Source organism: Paenibacillus sp. VTT E-133280 (assembly GCF_002264385.1).
Classification (GTDB): domain Bacteria; phylum Bacillota; class Bacilli; order Paenibacillales; family Paenibacillaceae; genus Paenibacillus_AQ; species Paenibacillus_AQ nitricinens.
The window spans coordinates 130,408-144,867 of sequence record NZ_NFUX01000001.1 but is presented as its reverse complement, the minus strand read 5'-3'; the positions used below and the strand labels follow the sequence as shown (position 1 = coordinate 144,867).

At 42.9% G+C, this 14,460-nt stretch carries 12 protein-coding genes; 6 read left to right on the top strand and 6 right to left on the bottom strand.

Going from position 1 to position 14,460, the window contains the following annotated elements; translation table 11 throughout:
* Window positions 1-150: 150 nt before the first annotated feature.
* Both CA600_RS00640 and CA600_RS00635 read left to right on the top strand, forming a co-directional pair.
* Window positions 151-5,232, top strand: coding sequence for an AAA family ATPase (locus CA600_RS00640; RefSeq protein WP_094868421.1), 5,082 nt, complete (start codon window positions 151-153; stop codon window positions 5,230-5,232).
* Window positions 5,225-5,878: a response regulator gene (locus CA600_RS00635; RefSeq protein ID WP_094868420.1), complete on the top strand. Its 654-nt coding sequence runs from the start codon at window positions 5,225-5,227 to the stop codon at window positions 5,876-5,878. Before CA600_RS00640 ends, CA600_RS00635 begins: the two co-directional genes overlap by 8 nt.
* Window positions 5,879-5,890: 12 nt before the next feature.
* Here the strand turns inward: CA600_RS00635 and CA600_RS00630 are convergent, their stop codons facing one another.
* Both CA600_RS00630 and CA600_RS00625 read right to left on the bottom strand, forming a co-directional pair.
* Window positions 5,891-6,181 (bottom strand): DUF2752 domain-containing protein, encoded by a 291-nt coding sequence (locus CA600_RS00630; protein ID WP_256989672.1) that lies wholly within the window; start codon window positions 6,179-6,181, stop codon window positions 5,891-5,893.
* A gap of 100 nt (window positions 6,182-6,281) precedes the next feature.
* Window positions 6,282-6,620: a DUF4234 domain-containing protein gene (locus tag CA600_RS00625; RefSeq protein WP_094868418.1), complete on the bottom strand. Its 339-nt coding sequence runs from the start codon at window positions 6,618-6,620 to the stop codon at window positions 6,282-6,284.
* Between the two features lie 229 nt (window positions 6,621-6,849).
* Between CA600_RS00625 and CA600_RS00620 the strand changes: the two genes are divergently transcribed.
* The gene (locus CA600_RS00620) at window positions 6,850-7,191 is read left to right on the top strand and encodes a zinc ribbon domain-containing protein YjdM (protein ID WP_094868417.1); all 342 of its coding nucleotides are present in this window, start codon (window positions 6,850-6,852) and stop codon (window positions 7,189-7,191) included.
* A gap of 83 nt (window positions 7,192-7,274) precedes the next feature.
* On the opposite strand, the gene CA600_RS00615 is transcribed toward CA600_RS00620, so the two are convergent.
* Window positions 7,275-8,930 carry a histidine kinase N-terminal 7TM domain-containing diguanylate cyclase gene (locus CA600_RS00615; RefSeq protein ID WP_094868496.1) on the bottom strand — a complete coding sequence of 552 codons (1,656 nt, stop codon included), beginning with the start codon at window positions 8,928-8,930 and terminating at the stop codon, window positions 7,275-7,277.
* A gap of 48 nt (window positions 8,931-8,978) precedes the next feature.
* Window positions 8,979-10,700 carry a putative bifunctional diguanylate cyclase/phosphodiesterase gene (locus tag CA600_RS00610; RefSeq protein WP_094868416.1) on the bottom strand — a complete coding sequence of 574 codons (1,722 nt, stop codon included), beginning with the start codon at window positions 10,698-10,700 and terminating at the stop codon, window positions 8,979-8,981.
* Window positions 10,701-10,928: 228 nt separating this feature from the next.
* On the opposite strand from CA600_RS00610, the gene CA600_RS00605 reads away from it, so the two are divergent.
* Window positions 10,929-11,987 (top strand): LLM class flavin-dependent oxidoreductase, encoded by a 1,059-nt coding sequence (locus CA600_RS00605; protein ID WP_042192850.1) that lies wholly within the window; start codon window positions 10,929-10,931, stop codon window positions 11,985-11,987.
* Between the two features lie 69 nt (window positions 11,988-12,056).
* Window positions 12,057-12,512 (top strand): RidA family protein, encoded by a 456-nt coding sequence (locus CA600_RS00600; RefSeq protein WP_256989668.1) that lies wholly within the window; start codon window positions 12,057-12,059, stop codon window positions 12,510-12,512.
* 68 nt (window positions 12,513-12,580) lie between these two features.
* Here the strand turns inward: CA600_RS00600 and CA600_RS31640 are convergent, their stop codons facing one another.
* Both CA600_RS31640 and CA600_RS31635 read right to left on the bottom strand, forming a co-directional pair.
* Entirely contained in the window at window positions 12,581-12,835 is a 255-nt protein-coding gene (locus CA600_RS31640) for a GNAT family N-acetyltransferase (protein WP_256989667.1), read from the bottom strand.
* Entirely contained in the window at window positions 12,832-13,089 is a 258-nt protein-coding gene (locus CA600_RS31635; protein WP_256989666.1) for a hypothetical protein, read from the bottom strand. Before CA600_RS31635 ends, CA600_RS31640 begins: the two co-directional genes overlap by 4 nt.
* Window positions 13,090-13,306: 217 nt before the next feature.
* Between CA600_RS31635 and CA600_RS00590 the strand changes: the two genes are divergently transcribed.
* Window positions 13,307-14,341 carry a C40 family peptidase gene (locus tag CA600_RS00590; protein ID WP_094868415.1) on the top strand — a complete coding sequence of 345 codons (1,035 nt, stop codon included), beginning with the start codon at window positions 13,307-13,309 and terminating at the stop codon, window positions 14,339-14,341.
* Window positions 14,342-14,460: the final 119 nt, after the last annotated feature.

Below are 14,460 nucleotides of genomic sequence, written 5' to 3'. Positions count from 1 at the left end.
ATGAAATTTTATAGATGTCATATGACAAAATAGATGACAAAGTTAATTACAACATAGGATTCTATGGCGAGATCAGATGATATAATGAGTATAACTACTTTTCGATATTGTGTATTCTGTCTACCTAATTGTAACTAGGGAGTGCTGTTAATGTTTGAGTTGCCAGGATACCAAACTTTAGATTTTATAGAGACTACCTCAGATATCAAGCTGTACAGACTGCTACGTCAAGAAGATGGCCTTAAGTTTATCGCCAAGACAACTACAGGCGAGTATCCAGGGTCTACTATGGTTGATGCTTTTCGTTATGAGTATGACATACTTAAGCGACTTAACGGTCGTGGAGCAATCGAGGCGTATAGTCTGGAACTCACACCGGAACGGCCAGTCCTTCTCTTGAAAAATATAGAGGGGGTGACGCTGGATCAGATACTGCATACACCTGATTCACTGGAGCTTCCAGCGCTACTTCGTATTGCCATAGCTATAGCCGATTGTCTTATGCAAATTCATCGTGAGAAAATAACACTAAATGAACTAACCCCCGCTCATCTAATCGTAAATCCTAGCACCTTTGAAGTGAAATTTATTGATATCCGTATGTCCTGTACCGAAAGTGTTTCCAGTCCTTTGTTAGCATTAAGTGGCCGACCGGATGCTTTGCTTCCTTATATATCGCCAGAACAAACGGGCAGAACAGGGGTGAACCCGGACTACCGTTCTGACTTTTATTCGCTTGGCGTTATCATGTATGAGTGCCTGTCAGGTAGTCTTCCCTTCGAACTTCATGATGTGGTTGATATTGTATATCGTCATCTTGCAGATACACCGGAGCCTATACATCGCAGGTTTCCCACTATCCCTCTATCTGTCTCAGACATTGTTGGCAAATGCATGGAGAAAATGCCTAGTGCGAGATATGCCAGCGCCTTTGGAATTAAGTCGGATCTTGAGGAATGTCTAACTCACCTAGAACAATTCGGGTACATCGAGCCTTTCTTGTTAGGAAGCTGGGATATTCCGGAGCACTGGATGGTATCGGAAAAATTCTACGGAAGACATTTTGAGAAACTTAGCTTACGAGAAGCGCTGAAACGAGCATCACAAGGTGCTGTAAAGACGGTCTGGCTTAGTGGGGAGAGTGGTATCGGCAAAACAACCTTTCTAAAAGAAACGCTTAAAAATACGATTTCTTTGGATGTTTTTTTCGCCAGAGGCAAATTTGAATCTCTACATACCTCACTTCCTTATGGCATCTGGCATCAAGTGATAGAGGAATTGGTCAGTCAACTGCTGATGGAAACGAAGCTGCAGCTGGAGGTTTGGAAGCTGCGTATTTTACAAGCGGTGGAGAATTACGGGCAGCTGCTGATCCAGTTTGTTCCTAAGCTTGAACTCTTGATTGGCCCACAGCCTTCCGTCCCTCCGTTGCCTCCGTTGGAAGCTCAGCATCGATTTCGATTAATCATGAGCCGATTTATTCAACTCTTTCCTCATGAAGATCATCCTTTGATCTTGATATTGGACAATCTGCAATGGGCGGATGAAACATCGCTGCAATATCTCATTTCGCTTATAGAAGACACGGCCACGAGTCATCTGCTAATCGTTCTATCCTATCGTGATCGGGAAATTACGAGGCTGCATCCGCTTAGTAGATTGGAAAAGCATCTGATCGACCGTAACGCAGCGATGAGCCGAATCAATTTACAAGCGCTTGAACTCACGGATATAAAACAACTGCTACTTGATGTGATGCGTTATGAAGCTGCAGACTTGGACGAGCTGGCGCGGGTGCTGCTACATAAGACTGATGGAAATCCGTTATTTATTAAGCAATTCCTTCAAGATTTAATTGATGATCAGCGGGTGGAATTTGATGAAAATATGCGAAGCTGGAAATGGGATCTCCAGCGTATTACTGAATTGAATGTTCCTGATAATGTAGCAGCATATCTAACAAGTAAATTACAGCAATTTCCTGAGCAGACGGTATATGCACTTAGTAGAGCCGCTTTACTAGGCAGCATATTTGATGTGGGTACGCTTGCCGAAATAACGGAGATTCCGATAGAAATATTGACCGAAGCGTTGGCAGTAGCTGTAAATGGACGCTTGCTACAACCTGTTAGCGGGGAGAAATATACGCATTTTAAATTCCAGCACAACCACATTCATCGGGCGGCTTATGCGCTTGTTCCCGAAGAGGAGCTCCCAGAGTTGCATTGGAGGATTGGATCACTATTGCTGGGTCGTCACCCTGATAGTGAGGGAACAGTCCTATTTGAAGCTGTCCATCATTTGAATCAGGTACTTACCTGGATAGATAACCCTGAACAGAGGCTTCAACTGGTAGAGCTGAATTTAGAGGCAGGGATAAAAGCCAAACAAACAACCGCACATGAGACAGCCTTACAATATCTGCTTCAAGCGACGGCGTTATTAGAGGAGCAGAGCTGGGAGCAGCATTATGTGCTAACCTTTCGGGTATTTCGGGAAAGGGCTGAGCTCGAATACTTATGTTCCCATTTCGGCACGACTAATGAATTATTCCATTTGTTAATCCATAAAGCTACAACAGATATGGATAAGGCTTATGTCTACGCGATGAGGGTTCAACTGGAAGCAAGTAATGATAACCATGAAGAGGTTATCTCTTTAGGGAGGCATACATTATCGTTACTGAAAGTGAAACATCAATTTGATCCGAGTTATGTTCAATTGACGCTCCAGTGGTTACGATTGCGGCGTAGGCTAAAGAAGGTTTCTATTGAGTCGCTTAAACTGTTACCTCCAATGACCGATGAAGCACGTAGAATCGCCATGTCTACTTTAGATCATTCGAGCAATTCCTGCTTCTATGTTAATCGAGAAGGTTGGCTCGCTTCTTCTCTCACCATGATTGAGTTAACGCTCGACTATGGGATGACTCCGGAGGCTTCTCTTGGATTCATAGGCTACGCCATGTTTCAATACTATTACTTCCGTAATGATGAAGAGACATTCAAATGGGCCATGCTGGCTTGCAGCTTATCAGAACCTTATCCGAAACTTCATGTGACAACCCTGTCTGCATTCGCCATGTGCTATGATAGCTGGCGGAAATATGATCCAGCTATGCTCCAAACATTTACCGAGCATGCAGGTAAAGTCGGTTTGGAATCGGGCGATCTATGGAAGGGTAACCAGAGTATACTGATCAATTGTGCTTCCCTTTTACAATTTGGTCACCCACTCGGTGATATCTATAATCGGTTAATTACTCATTCTGGAGCTTTGCTGCGCCATAACAACAGCCTCCATTGTAAGCAGGCTATCATAGCAGTGGCCATTCTTGTTCGATTGACAGGTTATCGCTCTGTGGATGATCCATTTAACATCACAGAGATTAGCGAATCTGATTTTGCACAGTCGGTTCATGGCGACACCTTTGATTTTATACAGGAAATGGTCTGGATCTATCAGTATTTGACAGGTTATATATTTGGGGAGTACAAAGAAGCCAGTGAGGCATTAGCCAAATCAGCAGCCATTATAAAATCACGTGAGGATGGGTTAGACACTCCTACACAGACCATGTACGAAGGTTTAGTTTGGGCGCAGTTGTATGAGGAATATGACGCTGAAGAGCAGCGCATATATCGGAGAAAAATGCGCGGTTGCCTGGAGAAAATGAAAAAGCTTGCTAGGCGTAGCCCGGAGAATTATCAGCATAAATATTTATTGATGAAAGCTGAGCTTACTCGTCTATCACGAGATCCTCGCCAAGCTGAAGTCTTCTATGAACAATCCATTGAGACCGCTCGTATTTACGGACATATCCATGATTTAGCATTGGCAGCGGAGTGCTATGGCAAATATGGGCTTCGCCATGGCAAATTACATCTGGCAAGAATCTATATGACGGAGGCCTACGAGGCTTATCTGCAATGGGGCGCAAAGGCTAAAGCGGATGAACTGGAGAAGCAGCACAGCTATTTGTTGCATATTAAACGCGAGCCTGGGCTCGATCGTGTGGATTCTCTTTCCGTGGTAATGTCTGCCCAAGCTTTGTCGGGTGAGATGGAGATGAGTCGATTATTGGCCACATTGATGCGAATCATGCTCCATAATGCTGGGGCCGAATATGGAGCCGTTATTTTTGATCATGATGGCAAATGGATGGTTGAAGCTTATGGTACCTCGGAAGCTCAGCATATAGAATCTGTACCGCTTGGGGAAGAATCGTCGCTGGTTCCGGCAGCAATTATAGCTTATGCGGCAAGAACACATGAGCAGGTTGTATTACATGATGCACTCAGTGAGGGAATATTTACGCGTAATACTTACGTTAGGAATCATAAACTGAAATCCGTTCTTTGTCTTCCGATCATGAATCAGAATAAATTGGTTTGCCTGCTCTATTTGGAGAATAATCTATCACCAGGTGTATTTACTCCGAGCAGGCTTGATGTGCTCAAGCTGCTTGGCTCTCAATGCGCCATTTCTATCGCCAATGCTAAGCTTTATTCAGGAATTCAATATCTTAAGAAAAATCTAGAAGACCAAGTCATAGAAAGAACCCGTAGTCTGGAGCGTTCAATGCGTGAAACGTCTGCAGCTTTGGCTGAAGCTACCGTCTTTGAGGAACGTAATCGTATTGCCCAAGAGATTCATGATATTGTCGGGCATACACTTACGTCGACGATCCTGCAGATTGAGGCTGGAAAGCGGCTACTCCATAAGAAGGACATTGACAGTGGATTTCAGCGTCTGGCTGAGGCCCAGGATCTTGTGCGGCATAGCCTGAATGAAATTCGCGGCTCCGTCCATATGCTGAAGGAGGACCGGTATTCTGATTTAACCGTTATGCTGAAGCAGCTGATTAGAGATACAGAGCGCAATACAGGCGTTGTTATCCATGCAGTTATTTATGATCTGCCGGAAGCCATGTCAACAGCCTATAAGAAGGCACTGTATCATGCTCTACAGGAGGGATTAACGAATGGAATTAGACACGGGAAAAGTACACAGTTCCATTTTAGCCTGGAGTCTGTTGGAGCGAATTTGCAGTTTAGGCTAAAAGATAGTGGGCTAGGGGCTAGTCCTATTGTGATGGGATTTGGTCTAAGAACGATGAAAGAACGGGTTGAGCAACTAGGGGGCAGCTTATCCATCGATTCAGAAATGAATGAGGGCTGTTTACTGGAGATCGATCTGCCAATGCGAAGGGTCGTGGATAGAAATGAGTAAGATTAAGATTGTAATTGCCGATGATCAATTGTTTACGCGTGAGGGACTTCGCACCATTCTAGATCTGGAAGATGATATGGAAGTGGTTGGTGCTGCCAAGAATGGGGAAGAGGCCTGCGAGATGGTGGAAGCATTCCAGCCTGATCTAGTACTTCTTGATATTCAAATGCCGGTTATGGATGGAATTAGCGCCTTGAAACGAATAAAGCAGATTCGGCCAGACATCTTTATTTTGATTCTGACTACTTTTATAGAGACTGATTATATTGTTGAGGGGATGGCCTACGGAGCGAGCGGCTATATGCTGAAGGATATGGACGCAGATAAAATGATCGCATCGATTCATGATACGTTATCCGGTCAGTTTATTCTTCCAGCTCCTGTAGCGGCTAAACTCGCAGCAAGGATGAATAGGCTAACAGAGGAGTATGAGCATTGGCAAAGATCTAGCCTAGATCGCATCAGTCTGACAGAACGGGAGGAGGAGCTGGCGCAGCTCATTATCCGGGGGCTTAACAATCGCGAAATTGCCGATACACTGCATATTGCGGAGGGGACAGCCCGTAACTATATTAGTAATCTTTATAGCAAATTAGAGGTGGTTGACCGGGCTCAAGCGATTGTGCGACTTCAAGCTATTATGTAAACCTGATTGATGCTAGCCAATTACTGTTGGAGCCAAGTAATAAAACATTGGAAAATTTCTCAGTATTCCAAATGTAACGGTCAGGATCAACATTACAGCCATAATACAATAGCTAAGTGGTTGAATACGCTTCTTTTCTGTAATCAAGTACAACATATACAAAGGTGCTAGAATAAATAGTAACGGGTTAAATCTAAACGACTGAATGAAGTCGAACTTTAATAAGGATAAGATAGCTCTTGTAATTCCACATCCCGGACAATAAAATCCGGTCCATTCATGAAACAGACAAGGAATACCCATATGGGTTAAGGGCAGCCATACAGTGAAATACAGTAAGCCAAGGAGACTTAAGGACACACTCCAAAATAGTTTGGGCTGTGTCCTCTTTTTAATCGTAAAATTATACCATTTTATTAACATCTGATTGCACCAAAGCGTATGTAACAATACCAAAACTAAAGATTGTGAGGATCACATAAAGAGCTGAATTATCGGACACGAGTTGGCCGCGTTGTCTTTGAGCTTCTGCAACATGTTTACCGATCTGGTAGGCCCAAACCAGGCTCCATATCCCGCAAGTAATCAATGTCAGAAGAAAATGCTTTCCTCCAGTAAATGTGTAGTCCCCACTTAACTTGCCTACGTCATTCGTTAGAACGATAAACCAAAATATTCCGTATATTCCACATGTAATTAATGATAATATAATGGAAAATGCGACACTCCTTTGACTAATCATTGTTCACTCTCCTATGTATTTATATGAAAATTTTACAGTATTATCATAGTCAATTGTGAAAACATATACAAGATAATATTTGGTAGTTTGTTTTCTAGGAGAAAATCAGGAAACGTGGAACAAACTTACTATCTGGATATAGTGGAATCATTACTCCATATGAAATATACTTTTAAAGATTAGCCGCAAGACAGCTAGAATTTGAACTACGATTGGAGAAAATGAAACAATGTCTAATTTACCGAACTGCCCGAAATGTAATTCTGAGTACACTTATGAAGATGGAAGTCTACTAGTCTGCCCGGAATGTGCACATGAGTGGACATTAGAATCAGAGTCTGAGAATAGTGAAAGTCAAAAGGTTATCAAAGATGCCAACGGCAACGTACTAAACGACGGCGACTCAGTAACTGTAATCAAAGACCTTAAGGTAAAAGGAAGCTCATCCGTTCTGAAGATAGGCACCAAAGTCAAAAACATCCGTTTAGTGGACGGAGATCATGATATTGATTGCAAAATTGATGGGTTTGGAGCTATGAAATTAAAATCCGAATTTGTTAAAAAGATATAAAAAAATATAAAAGAAAGAATCAGCCTACCTTCTATAGAAGCAGGGCTGATTCTTTCTTTTTTTAGGTAATGTTTAAAGGCGTGTCATCTTATGATCTCGACAATTTGGTTTCGTCCTGCATTTTTGGCTTGATATAAAGCTTTGTCCACTGATTCGAATAAATCATTTAGTTGATTGGTCGGGCTTTCTGCATACTGCTCTGCAAAATTATTAATAGACAGTAGTCCCATGCTTACAGTGATGGATACAGAATGAGCAACTTCATCCACATGTACTTTATTGGCCTCTATCATGAATTTGATATGCTCTGCCCAGAGGTTTGCTTGTGTGTGGTTCGTATTTGGTAAATAGACGATAAACTCTTCCCCACCATAGCGTGCCAGAATATCCGTCTCCCTTAGTGAATGCTTAATGACCTCCACCGTGCTGCAAATTACAACATCGCCGACTAAGTGGCCGTAATTGTCATTCACCGTTTTGAAAAAGTCGATATCCAGTAGAATGATGGCAAAAGGCTGCTTCAATATCATATTTTCTATAATCTCTCTTTCTAAGTACTGCGTTAAGTAATGACGGTTATAACAACCAGTTAAGCTGTCCGTTATGGCCATCTGCTTAAGTTTTTGGTTGGTCTGAGAAAGCTTATTCTGGATTTCAATTAATGCCAGATTACGCTCTTGCAGGATCTCGTTCTGCTGATTAGTCTCAGCAATGAGGCGATGCAGTTCACTTCTATCCTGAAAGGTGAGAATCCGTCCAACCATGATCTCGCCTACGACAATGGGTGCCGCTGTAATATTGATGTATGCTTGGAGCGAGGTGTAGAAGACTTCAACTTCGGTTCTCTCCATGGGCTGTTTAAGATATGTATGTTGAAACAATCGGAAAGCGCTGGCAGTCTGCTCCAGGGGTGTTAGCGTTGATAAGTCGAAGCGGTCACCGATCTGTAGGTTGATTTTTGGCAAAAGCGATCGATTGATCTCTACCACAGTCTCGTTATCATCAAGTACAAGAATACCTACTGTGAGTGTGTCAATGATATCCTGATGGGCAATGGTTACGAGATCAAATATTTTATCACGATGGATGGCAATGACGAAAAAGATCGCAGAGATTAGTATCCCCAGAGAGGTCATCCCCGGAATCACCGGCTGAGATTTAAACAGTACTACATTAAGAAAGACATCCAGTAATACAAATACAGTCAGCACTAGCACACCCTTAAGTACATGCGTAACCTGTTTTTTGATCCGCTGTGTGGCGTTCGATATAAGCGCTGAATAGATGATATACAGAGAAATAATAATAGTGCAGATCAAGAAGAGAATAAACAGCCAAAAAAGCGGACCATAAGATCTTTCAACATATCCACCATGCATAGGCAGTACAAAGCTTTGCTTTGGATTGACGATCACTCCTATTAAGATCAATGCTGCGACAATGTATAGGAGCAGCGTTTTCTTTTTTCGGAGAAGGTATGATTTTCCAGTTAGAAATATCGTAAAAAGAAGCCATCCAATCGTTAACAGTATCGAGTCAATAAAAGCGAGCTTCACATAAAACAATTGAACATCGGGATCAGCTGTAGTTTTGAGAGCGAATTGACAGAAGGGCCATAACATCATCGTGAAATGGAAAGTCAAGTAAACCTTATGTAAGTTAGTGATGGTTACAGTAACAAATATGTAGATGAATAGAACGAAAAGAACGAAGAATAATGATAAGTCAATCCATGTCATGATATTCAATTTGGTAACACCTTCTTATATAAAAAAATAGGTTCATCTTTATTCATTTATGCTCGAAACCTTCTCCCACTCGGTTAGCAGCTCTTGTACACTCTGTGCGGACTGTGGCTTACTGAATAAGTAACCTTGAATTTTATCGCAGCCTTGCTCCTGTAGGTAATCGAGTTGTACAGTTCGCTCTACACCTTCTGCAATAACACACATATTCATGCGTTTACCAATCATAATAATTTGTTCGACGAGAACGGCTTGATGTGTCCCTGTTCGAATGGAATCAATGAAGGACTTGTCTATTTTTAATGTCGAGATCGGCATATGAGTAAGATAGCTTAAGGAGGAATAACCTGTACCAAAGTCATCCAAGGCAATTTTGATGTTGTGAGCTCTGAGTTCAGTCAGTTTGCTGTTCACATATTCGTAAGATTCAACCAGAACACTTTCTGTGATTTCTAGCTCTAAGAATTCAGGGTCTAGCTCGTAGGCTTGCAAGGTGTCTAGCACTAACTCATTGAAATCGCTTTGCAGGAGCTGCAGCATTGAAATATTAACAGACATGGTCAGATGTGATAATCCTTGCTCATGAAGACTTTTTAAAAAGGCGCAGGCCGTTCTGAGCACCCACGCTCCAAGAGGAATAATGAGATGGGAATCTTCTGCTATTTTGATGAACTTATCCGGAGGGACCATGCCTAGTATAGGGTTATTCCAGCGCATAAGAGCCTCTAGTCCCGTCACCCTGTTCTGAGTCAGATCAATCTGGGGTTGATAGAATACTTCCAGCTCATTTTTCTCTAAAGCATTATATAACTGCTTCTCAATGTTCATTCGCTCAGTGAAGGTATCGTTGAGCAGTTGATCAAAGACAATAATTTGCCCCTTACCAGCGTCTTTGGCTTTATACATAGCGATGTCTGCGCATTTAAGGAGTTCCATAATATTACTTCCATGTTCGGGGTGAGCACTGATTCCGATGCTTAGGCTAACATGCAGCAGACTGTCATCCATCTCAATCGCATCTTTAAAACCGGCAATAATGTGGGTGGCTACGCTAGTTATACACTGACTGTTCTCAATAGAATATAAAAGTATGATGAACTCATCCCCGGCGAAACGATACACTTCCCCACTACTCCCAACCAGGGACACCAATCTCTCACTAACCTTAACAATTAGCCGGTCACCAAATTCATGGCCCATTGTATCATTTACATATTTGAAGTAATCAATGTCGATAAACATTAAGGCTGCAATGTTATTCCTTTCCAAAATGTGAGGCCCATTCTCATAAAATGCTAATTTGTTGGGCAAGCCGGTTAATAGATCATGATACGCCAGATAATGCATCCTTTCTTCATTCATGGCTAGCTTCTCTTGATTCTCAATGAGCTGATCATATTGTTGTCTGAGTTCTTCTTCCGTAGCTGTGATTTCCTCATAGGCGGCCTCTAGATTTTCGTGGGCACTCACCTTATCCCTATAGGCAAGATCCAGTTTCTTTTCGATCCTTTTAATCCGTTTCAGAGTACCTAGAATTAACGCAAAGATAAGCAAAGCTGTTATGAGGACAAAGAACCAGCCTTTAATTATATTACTAAGTCTTATCCACTCCGGATCTCGTGTAAAAGCGGAAACGGCTTTATCTGTTAAAGGGATCCATAAGCACCCTATAATAAAATATATTACGGCGATTTTTAAGGAACCCCGAACAGGATTGAAGGATTGTTTGGATATGGAATTTTTGTGTTTATTTCTTTGAAGCATATGTCCCTCCTATATTAAGCATGAGATGCGCGAGAGCTACTTGTTTTAGATCATTTCAACATATTTCATCAAAATCCTCTATTTGTCAGCGAGGTTCTGCAAATTTTAAGAATGAGTTTTTGGACAAGCTGAGGCTAGGCATTAATGCCTAGCTATGCTTGAACGTAACTTGTGTTATAATCAAACAAACAACTCGAAGAGAAAACTATAGTTAAGGGGGAATAGTAAGTGGAAATAGGTATCAGTACGTTCGTAGAAACAACACCGGATGTTCAATCAGGGGAGTTAATAAGTCATGCACAGCGATTGCGCGAGGTAGTAGAGGAGATTGTTCTTGCAGATAAGGTGGGCTTAGATATATTCGGTGTGGGTGAGCATCATCGAAAGGATTATGCTGCATCTTCTCCAGCAGTATTGCTGGCTGCGGCTGCCTCCCAGACGACACGAATTCGGCTGACCAGTGCGGTAACTGTGCTGTCCTCTGCTGATCCAGTACGTGTATTTCAGGATTTTGCAACACTTGATGGAATCTCAAATGGACGGGCAGAAATCATGGCAGGCCGGGGTTCTTTTATCGAATCTTTCCCGCTCTTTGGATATGATTTAAATGACTATGATGAGTTATTCGATGAGAAGCTGGACCTGTTGTTAAAAATAACGGCATCCGAAAAAGTAACATGGAGTGGAAATCACCGTCCAGCCATTAATAATCTGGGGATTTATCCGCGCCCTGTTCAGAATCCATTGCCCGTATGGATTGGCAGTGGAGGCAATACAGAATCTGTAATTCGTGCTGGCCTGCTCGGGCTACCACTTGTGCTCGCGATTATCGGAGGAAGTCCGTTGCAGTTTGCTCCACTGGTGAAGCTCTATAAGAAAGCGGCGGCCCAAGCAGGACATGATGTGTCGAAGCTTCCGGTTGCCTCACACTCGCACGGCTTTATTGCAGAGGATAATCAGCTTGCGGCCGATATGTTCTTCCCCTCTACGCAGGCTAGCATGAATGTGATTGGTCGTGAACGTGGCTGGGGTCATTATAGTCGGGCGAGCTTTGATGCGGCACGTAGATTTGAAGGTGCCTTATATGTAGGAGATCCAGACACCGTTGCAGAGAAGATTATTCACCTGCGCAAACACGTAGGAATTACACGCTTTATGCTGCATGTGCCGCTAGGTACGATGCCTCATAAGGATGTAATGAGAGCCATTGAGCTATTGGGGACTGAAGTAGCACCCATTGTTCGAGCTGAGATATCGAGATGGGAAGCAGAGGTCGAAGCAAAATAGGATTGACCCTTTCTAGATTAACCAGTATGATCTTACCAATTATTGTACTGATGGGAGGAGGGGACTGAAGTGGCGGATCGAATCATAGCGGACAGGCTTGAGGAATTAGGTATTGTTCTACCTAGTGCCAGTGAACCGGCGGCAAAATATGCTAACTACGTCATTGTTAATGGATTATGTTTTGTATCGGGAAAAGGCCCTGCCGGGCACCCCAAAGGCAAGCTGGGACAAGACTTCACCACCGAAGAAGGTTATCATTTTGCACGTCAGACTGGTATAGAGATCCTTGCCGTCCTTGAGTCAGCTTTAGGTTCCTTGGATAAAGTGAAGAGAGTGGTCAAAATTCAAGGATTCGTGAATGCAGATCCCTTATTCGAAGAACATCATAAAGTGCTCAATGGCTGTTCGGATTTAATGCTGGAGGTATTCGGAGACAAGGGCAGTCATGCTCGTTCGGTATTGGGCGCTGTTTCTGTAAGGGATAATCTTCCCATTATTATCGATTCTATTTTTGAAGTGGAATAACAAGAGGGCTGTGGCACCGAAAGGTGACCACAGTCCTCTTGTTTTAAAAATATTGGCTATGTTAAATCTTAATGTGGGACCGGGATTTCTTTTTCCATAACAAAATCATCCATGACGAATCCATGTCCGATATCCGCAATTTGCTCTCGTACGGTCCGGAAGCCTTTTTTCTCATATACCGCTATACTCGATTCGTTATGACGATTGACCGTCAGCCAAATATGGCTTAGGTTTCGATCTTTGCGCAGCTTCTCAAGGAATGCCAACGCTTGGCTGGCATAGCTGCGTCCCCTGTACTCCTTGCCGATATAAAACTTGCTCAAGAAGAGCTTTCCCTCTTCTTGTCTGGCCGAAATATATCCGACGCGGAGCCATCGTTATGGAGCAAGTAATATTCGTAGCCCTGATGCTGGATCTGATCCGTAATCGCTGGAACCGATTGGTACTTGTCAATCATGTAATCAATCTGCTCGATTGTAATAATGGAAACATAATATTCGCGCCATATTTCTGCCGCCAATCGCGCAACCTCAGCGGTTTCTTCCGCTGTATTCACGTGTGAAAACATAAGCCTCATGACAGGTGCCTGCCTTTCCTGGATCTTTCGCTTCATCCAATCAATAGAATATCATAAATTAATATATATAGAAGCGCTAGTCGCAACTAGCGAAGCATGAAAGGTAAGTAACGCTTCCAGTTGCTTTTGTAGGCTTCCACCAATAATTGTAACAGAACTAATTACCCTTTTTTTAGTAATAATAATTGAACATATCAATCAACGAGGTGATGACATCATGAGGATTCATAAGAAAGCAACACTACTTGTACTACTTACATCTATACTTTATACAATTCCAGCCCATGCGGCGGTGACGCCTCAGAATCAGGTTACGGGCGTTTTTCTGGATGATCGGCAGCTTGAATTAGAGGTTCAGCCCTTGCTCATAAACGGTACAACGCTTATTCCCATGCGCAAGCTGTTTGAAGAACAGGGAGCAAAGATTTCATGGAACAACGATACCAAAACAGTTAAGGCCACTAAGGGAACGCTGCTGCTGACTTATCAAATAGGAGATTTAACTGCGAACAAAAATGGACAAGTCTTAAGCTTAACCGTTCCGGGTCAGGTTGTCGGTGGAAATACGATGATGCCGCTGCGTTTTGTCAGCGAGGCTCTAGGCAGCACAGTAAAGTGGGAGGCCAACACTCGGACCGTCCGCATCTACTCAGCGATGAATTACGATACAACGATTCGTTACGGGGTTAACCTCCGCAGTTCGCCGAATTCATCGGATCAATCAGGTGTCCAGCAAATGTTGTCCGTAGGTGATAAAGTCCATATCGTTAGAGAAGTGGATGCTCTCTGGTTAGAAGTGCGGACGCAAGACAACAAGACGGGATACATATCTGCTAAACCGAAATATAGCGATTATACTAGTGAGTCGCTCGCTGAGAAGCAGGGAAACGAACTGCTTGCATACGGAGAGAAGTATCTGGGAACCCCTTATGAATTTGGTGCAGCAACAAACCAGACGTCTACCTTTGACTGTTCTTCTTTCGTAGGGCATTTATTTGAGAACGTGTTGTCGGTGGATCTGCCACGTGCCTCTTATAATCAAGCCAAAGAAGGGAAGGAAGTTGGGATCACCGAACTGCGTAAAGGTGATTTGTTATTCTTTAGTGCACGTGGCCTCGACATTGGTCATGTTGCCATGTATGCGGGGAATAATCAGATATTGCATACGTATTCGAAGGAACAAGGCGTCCATTATGAAGCCCTGAGTGAGAAGTGGAAGAAGCGTTTTGTGACGGCCCGTAGAATGTTTTGATTGGGTAGCGATTAAGCTATAATGATCACAATGAAGCAAACAGTTCTATTTATTCCTCATAGATTTCATCGAAACCACTCCATCCTAGGAGTGGTTTTTAAATTTGGGGTATAATGGAT

Bases quoted from the DNA above. Each gene is read 5' to 3' on its own strand.
- CA600_RS00620 (WP_094868417.1), top strand. From the start codon at position 6,850: ATGTCTAATTTACCGAACTGCCCGAAATGTAATTCTGAGTACACTTAT.
- CA600_RS00640 (WP_094868421.1), top strand. From the start codon at position 151: ATGTTTGAGTTGCCAGGATACCAAACTTTAGATTTTATAGAGACTACC.
- CA600_RS00590 (WP_094868415.1), top strand. From the start codon at position 13,307: ATGAGGATTCATAAGAAAGCAACACTACTTGTACTACTTACATCTATA.
- CA600_RS31635 (WP_256989666.1), bottom strand. From the start codon at position 13,089: ATGAGGCTTATGTTTTCACACGTGAATACAGCGGAAGAAACCGCTGAG.
- CA600_RS00630 (WP_256989672.1), bottom strand. From the start codon at position 6,181: ATGGGTATTCCTTGTCTGTTTCATGAATGGACCGGATTTTATTGTCCG.
- CA600_RS00635 (WP_094868420.1), top strand. From the start codon at position 5,225: ATGAGTAAGATTAAGATTGTAATTGCCGATGATCAATTGTTTACGCGT.
- CA600_RS00610 (WP_094868416.1), bottom strand. From the start codon at position 10,700: ATGCTTCAAAGAAATAAACACAAAAATTCCATATCCAAACAATCCTTC.
- CA600_RS00615 (WP_094868496.1), bottom strand. From the start codon at position 8,930: ATGACATGGATTGACTTATCATTATTCTTCGTTCTTTTCGTTCTATTC.
- CA600_RS00625 (WP_094868418.1), bottom strand. From the start codon at position 6,620: ATGATTAGTCAAAGGAGTGTCGCATTTTCCATTATATTATCATTAATT.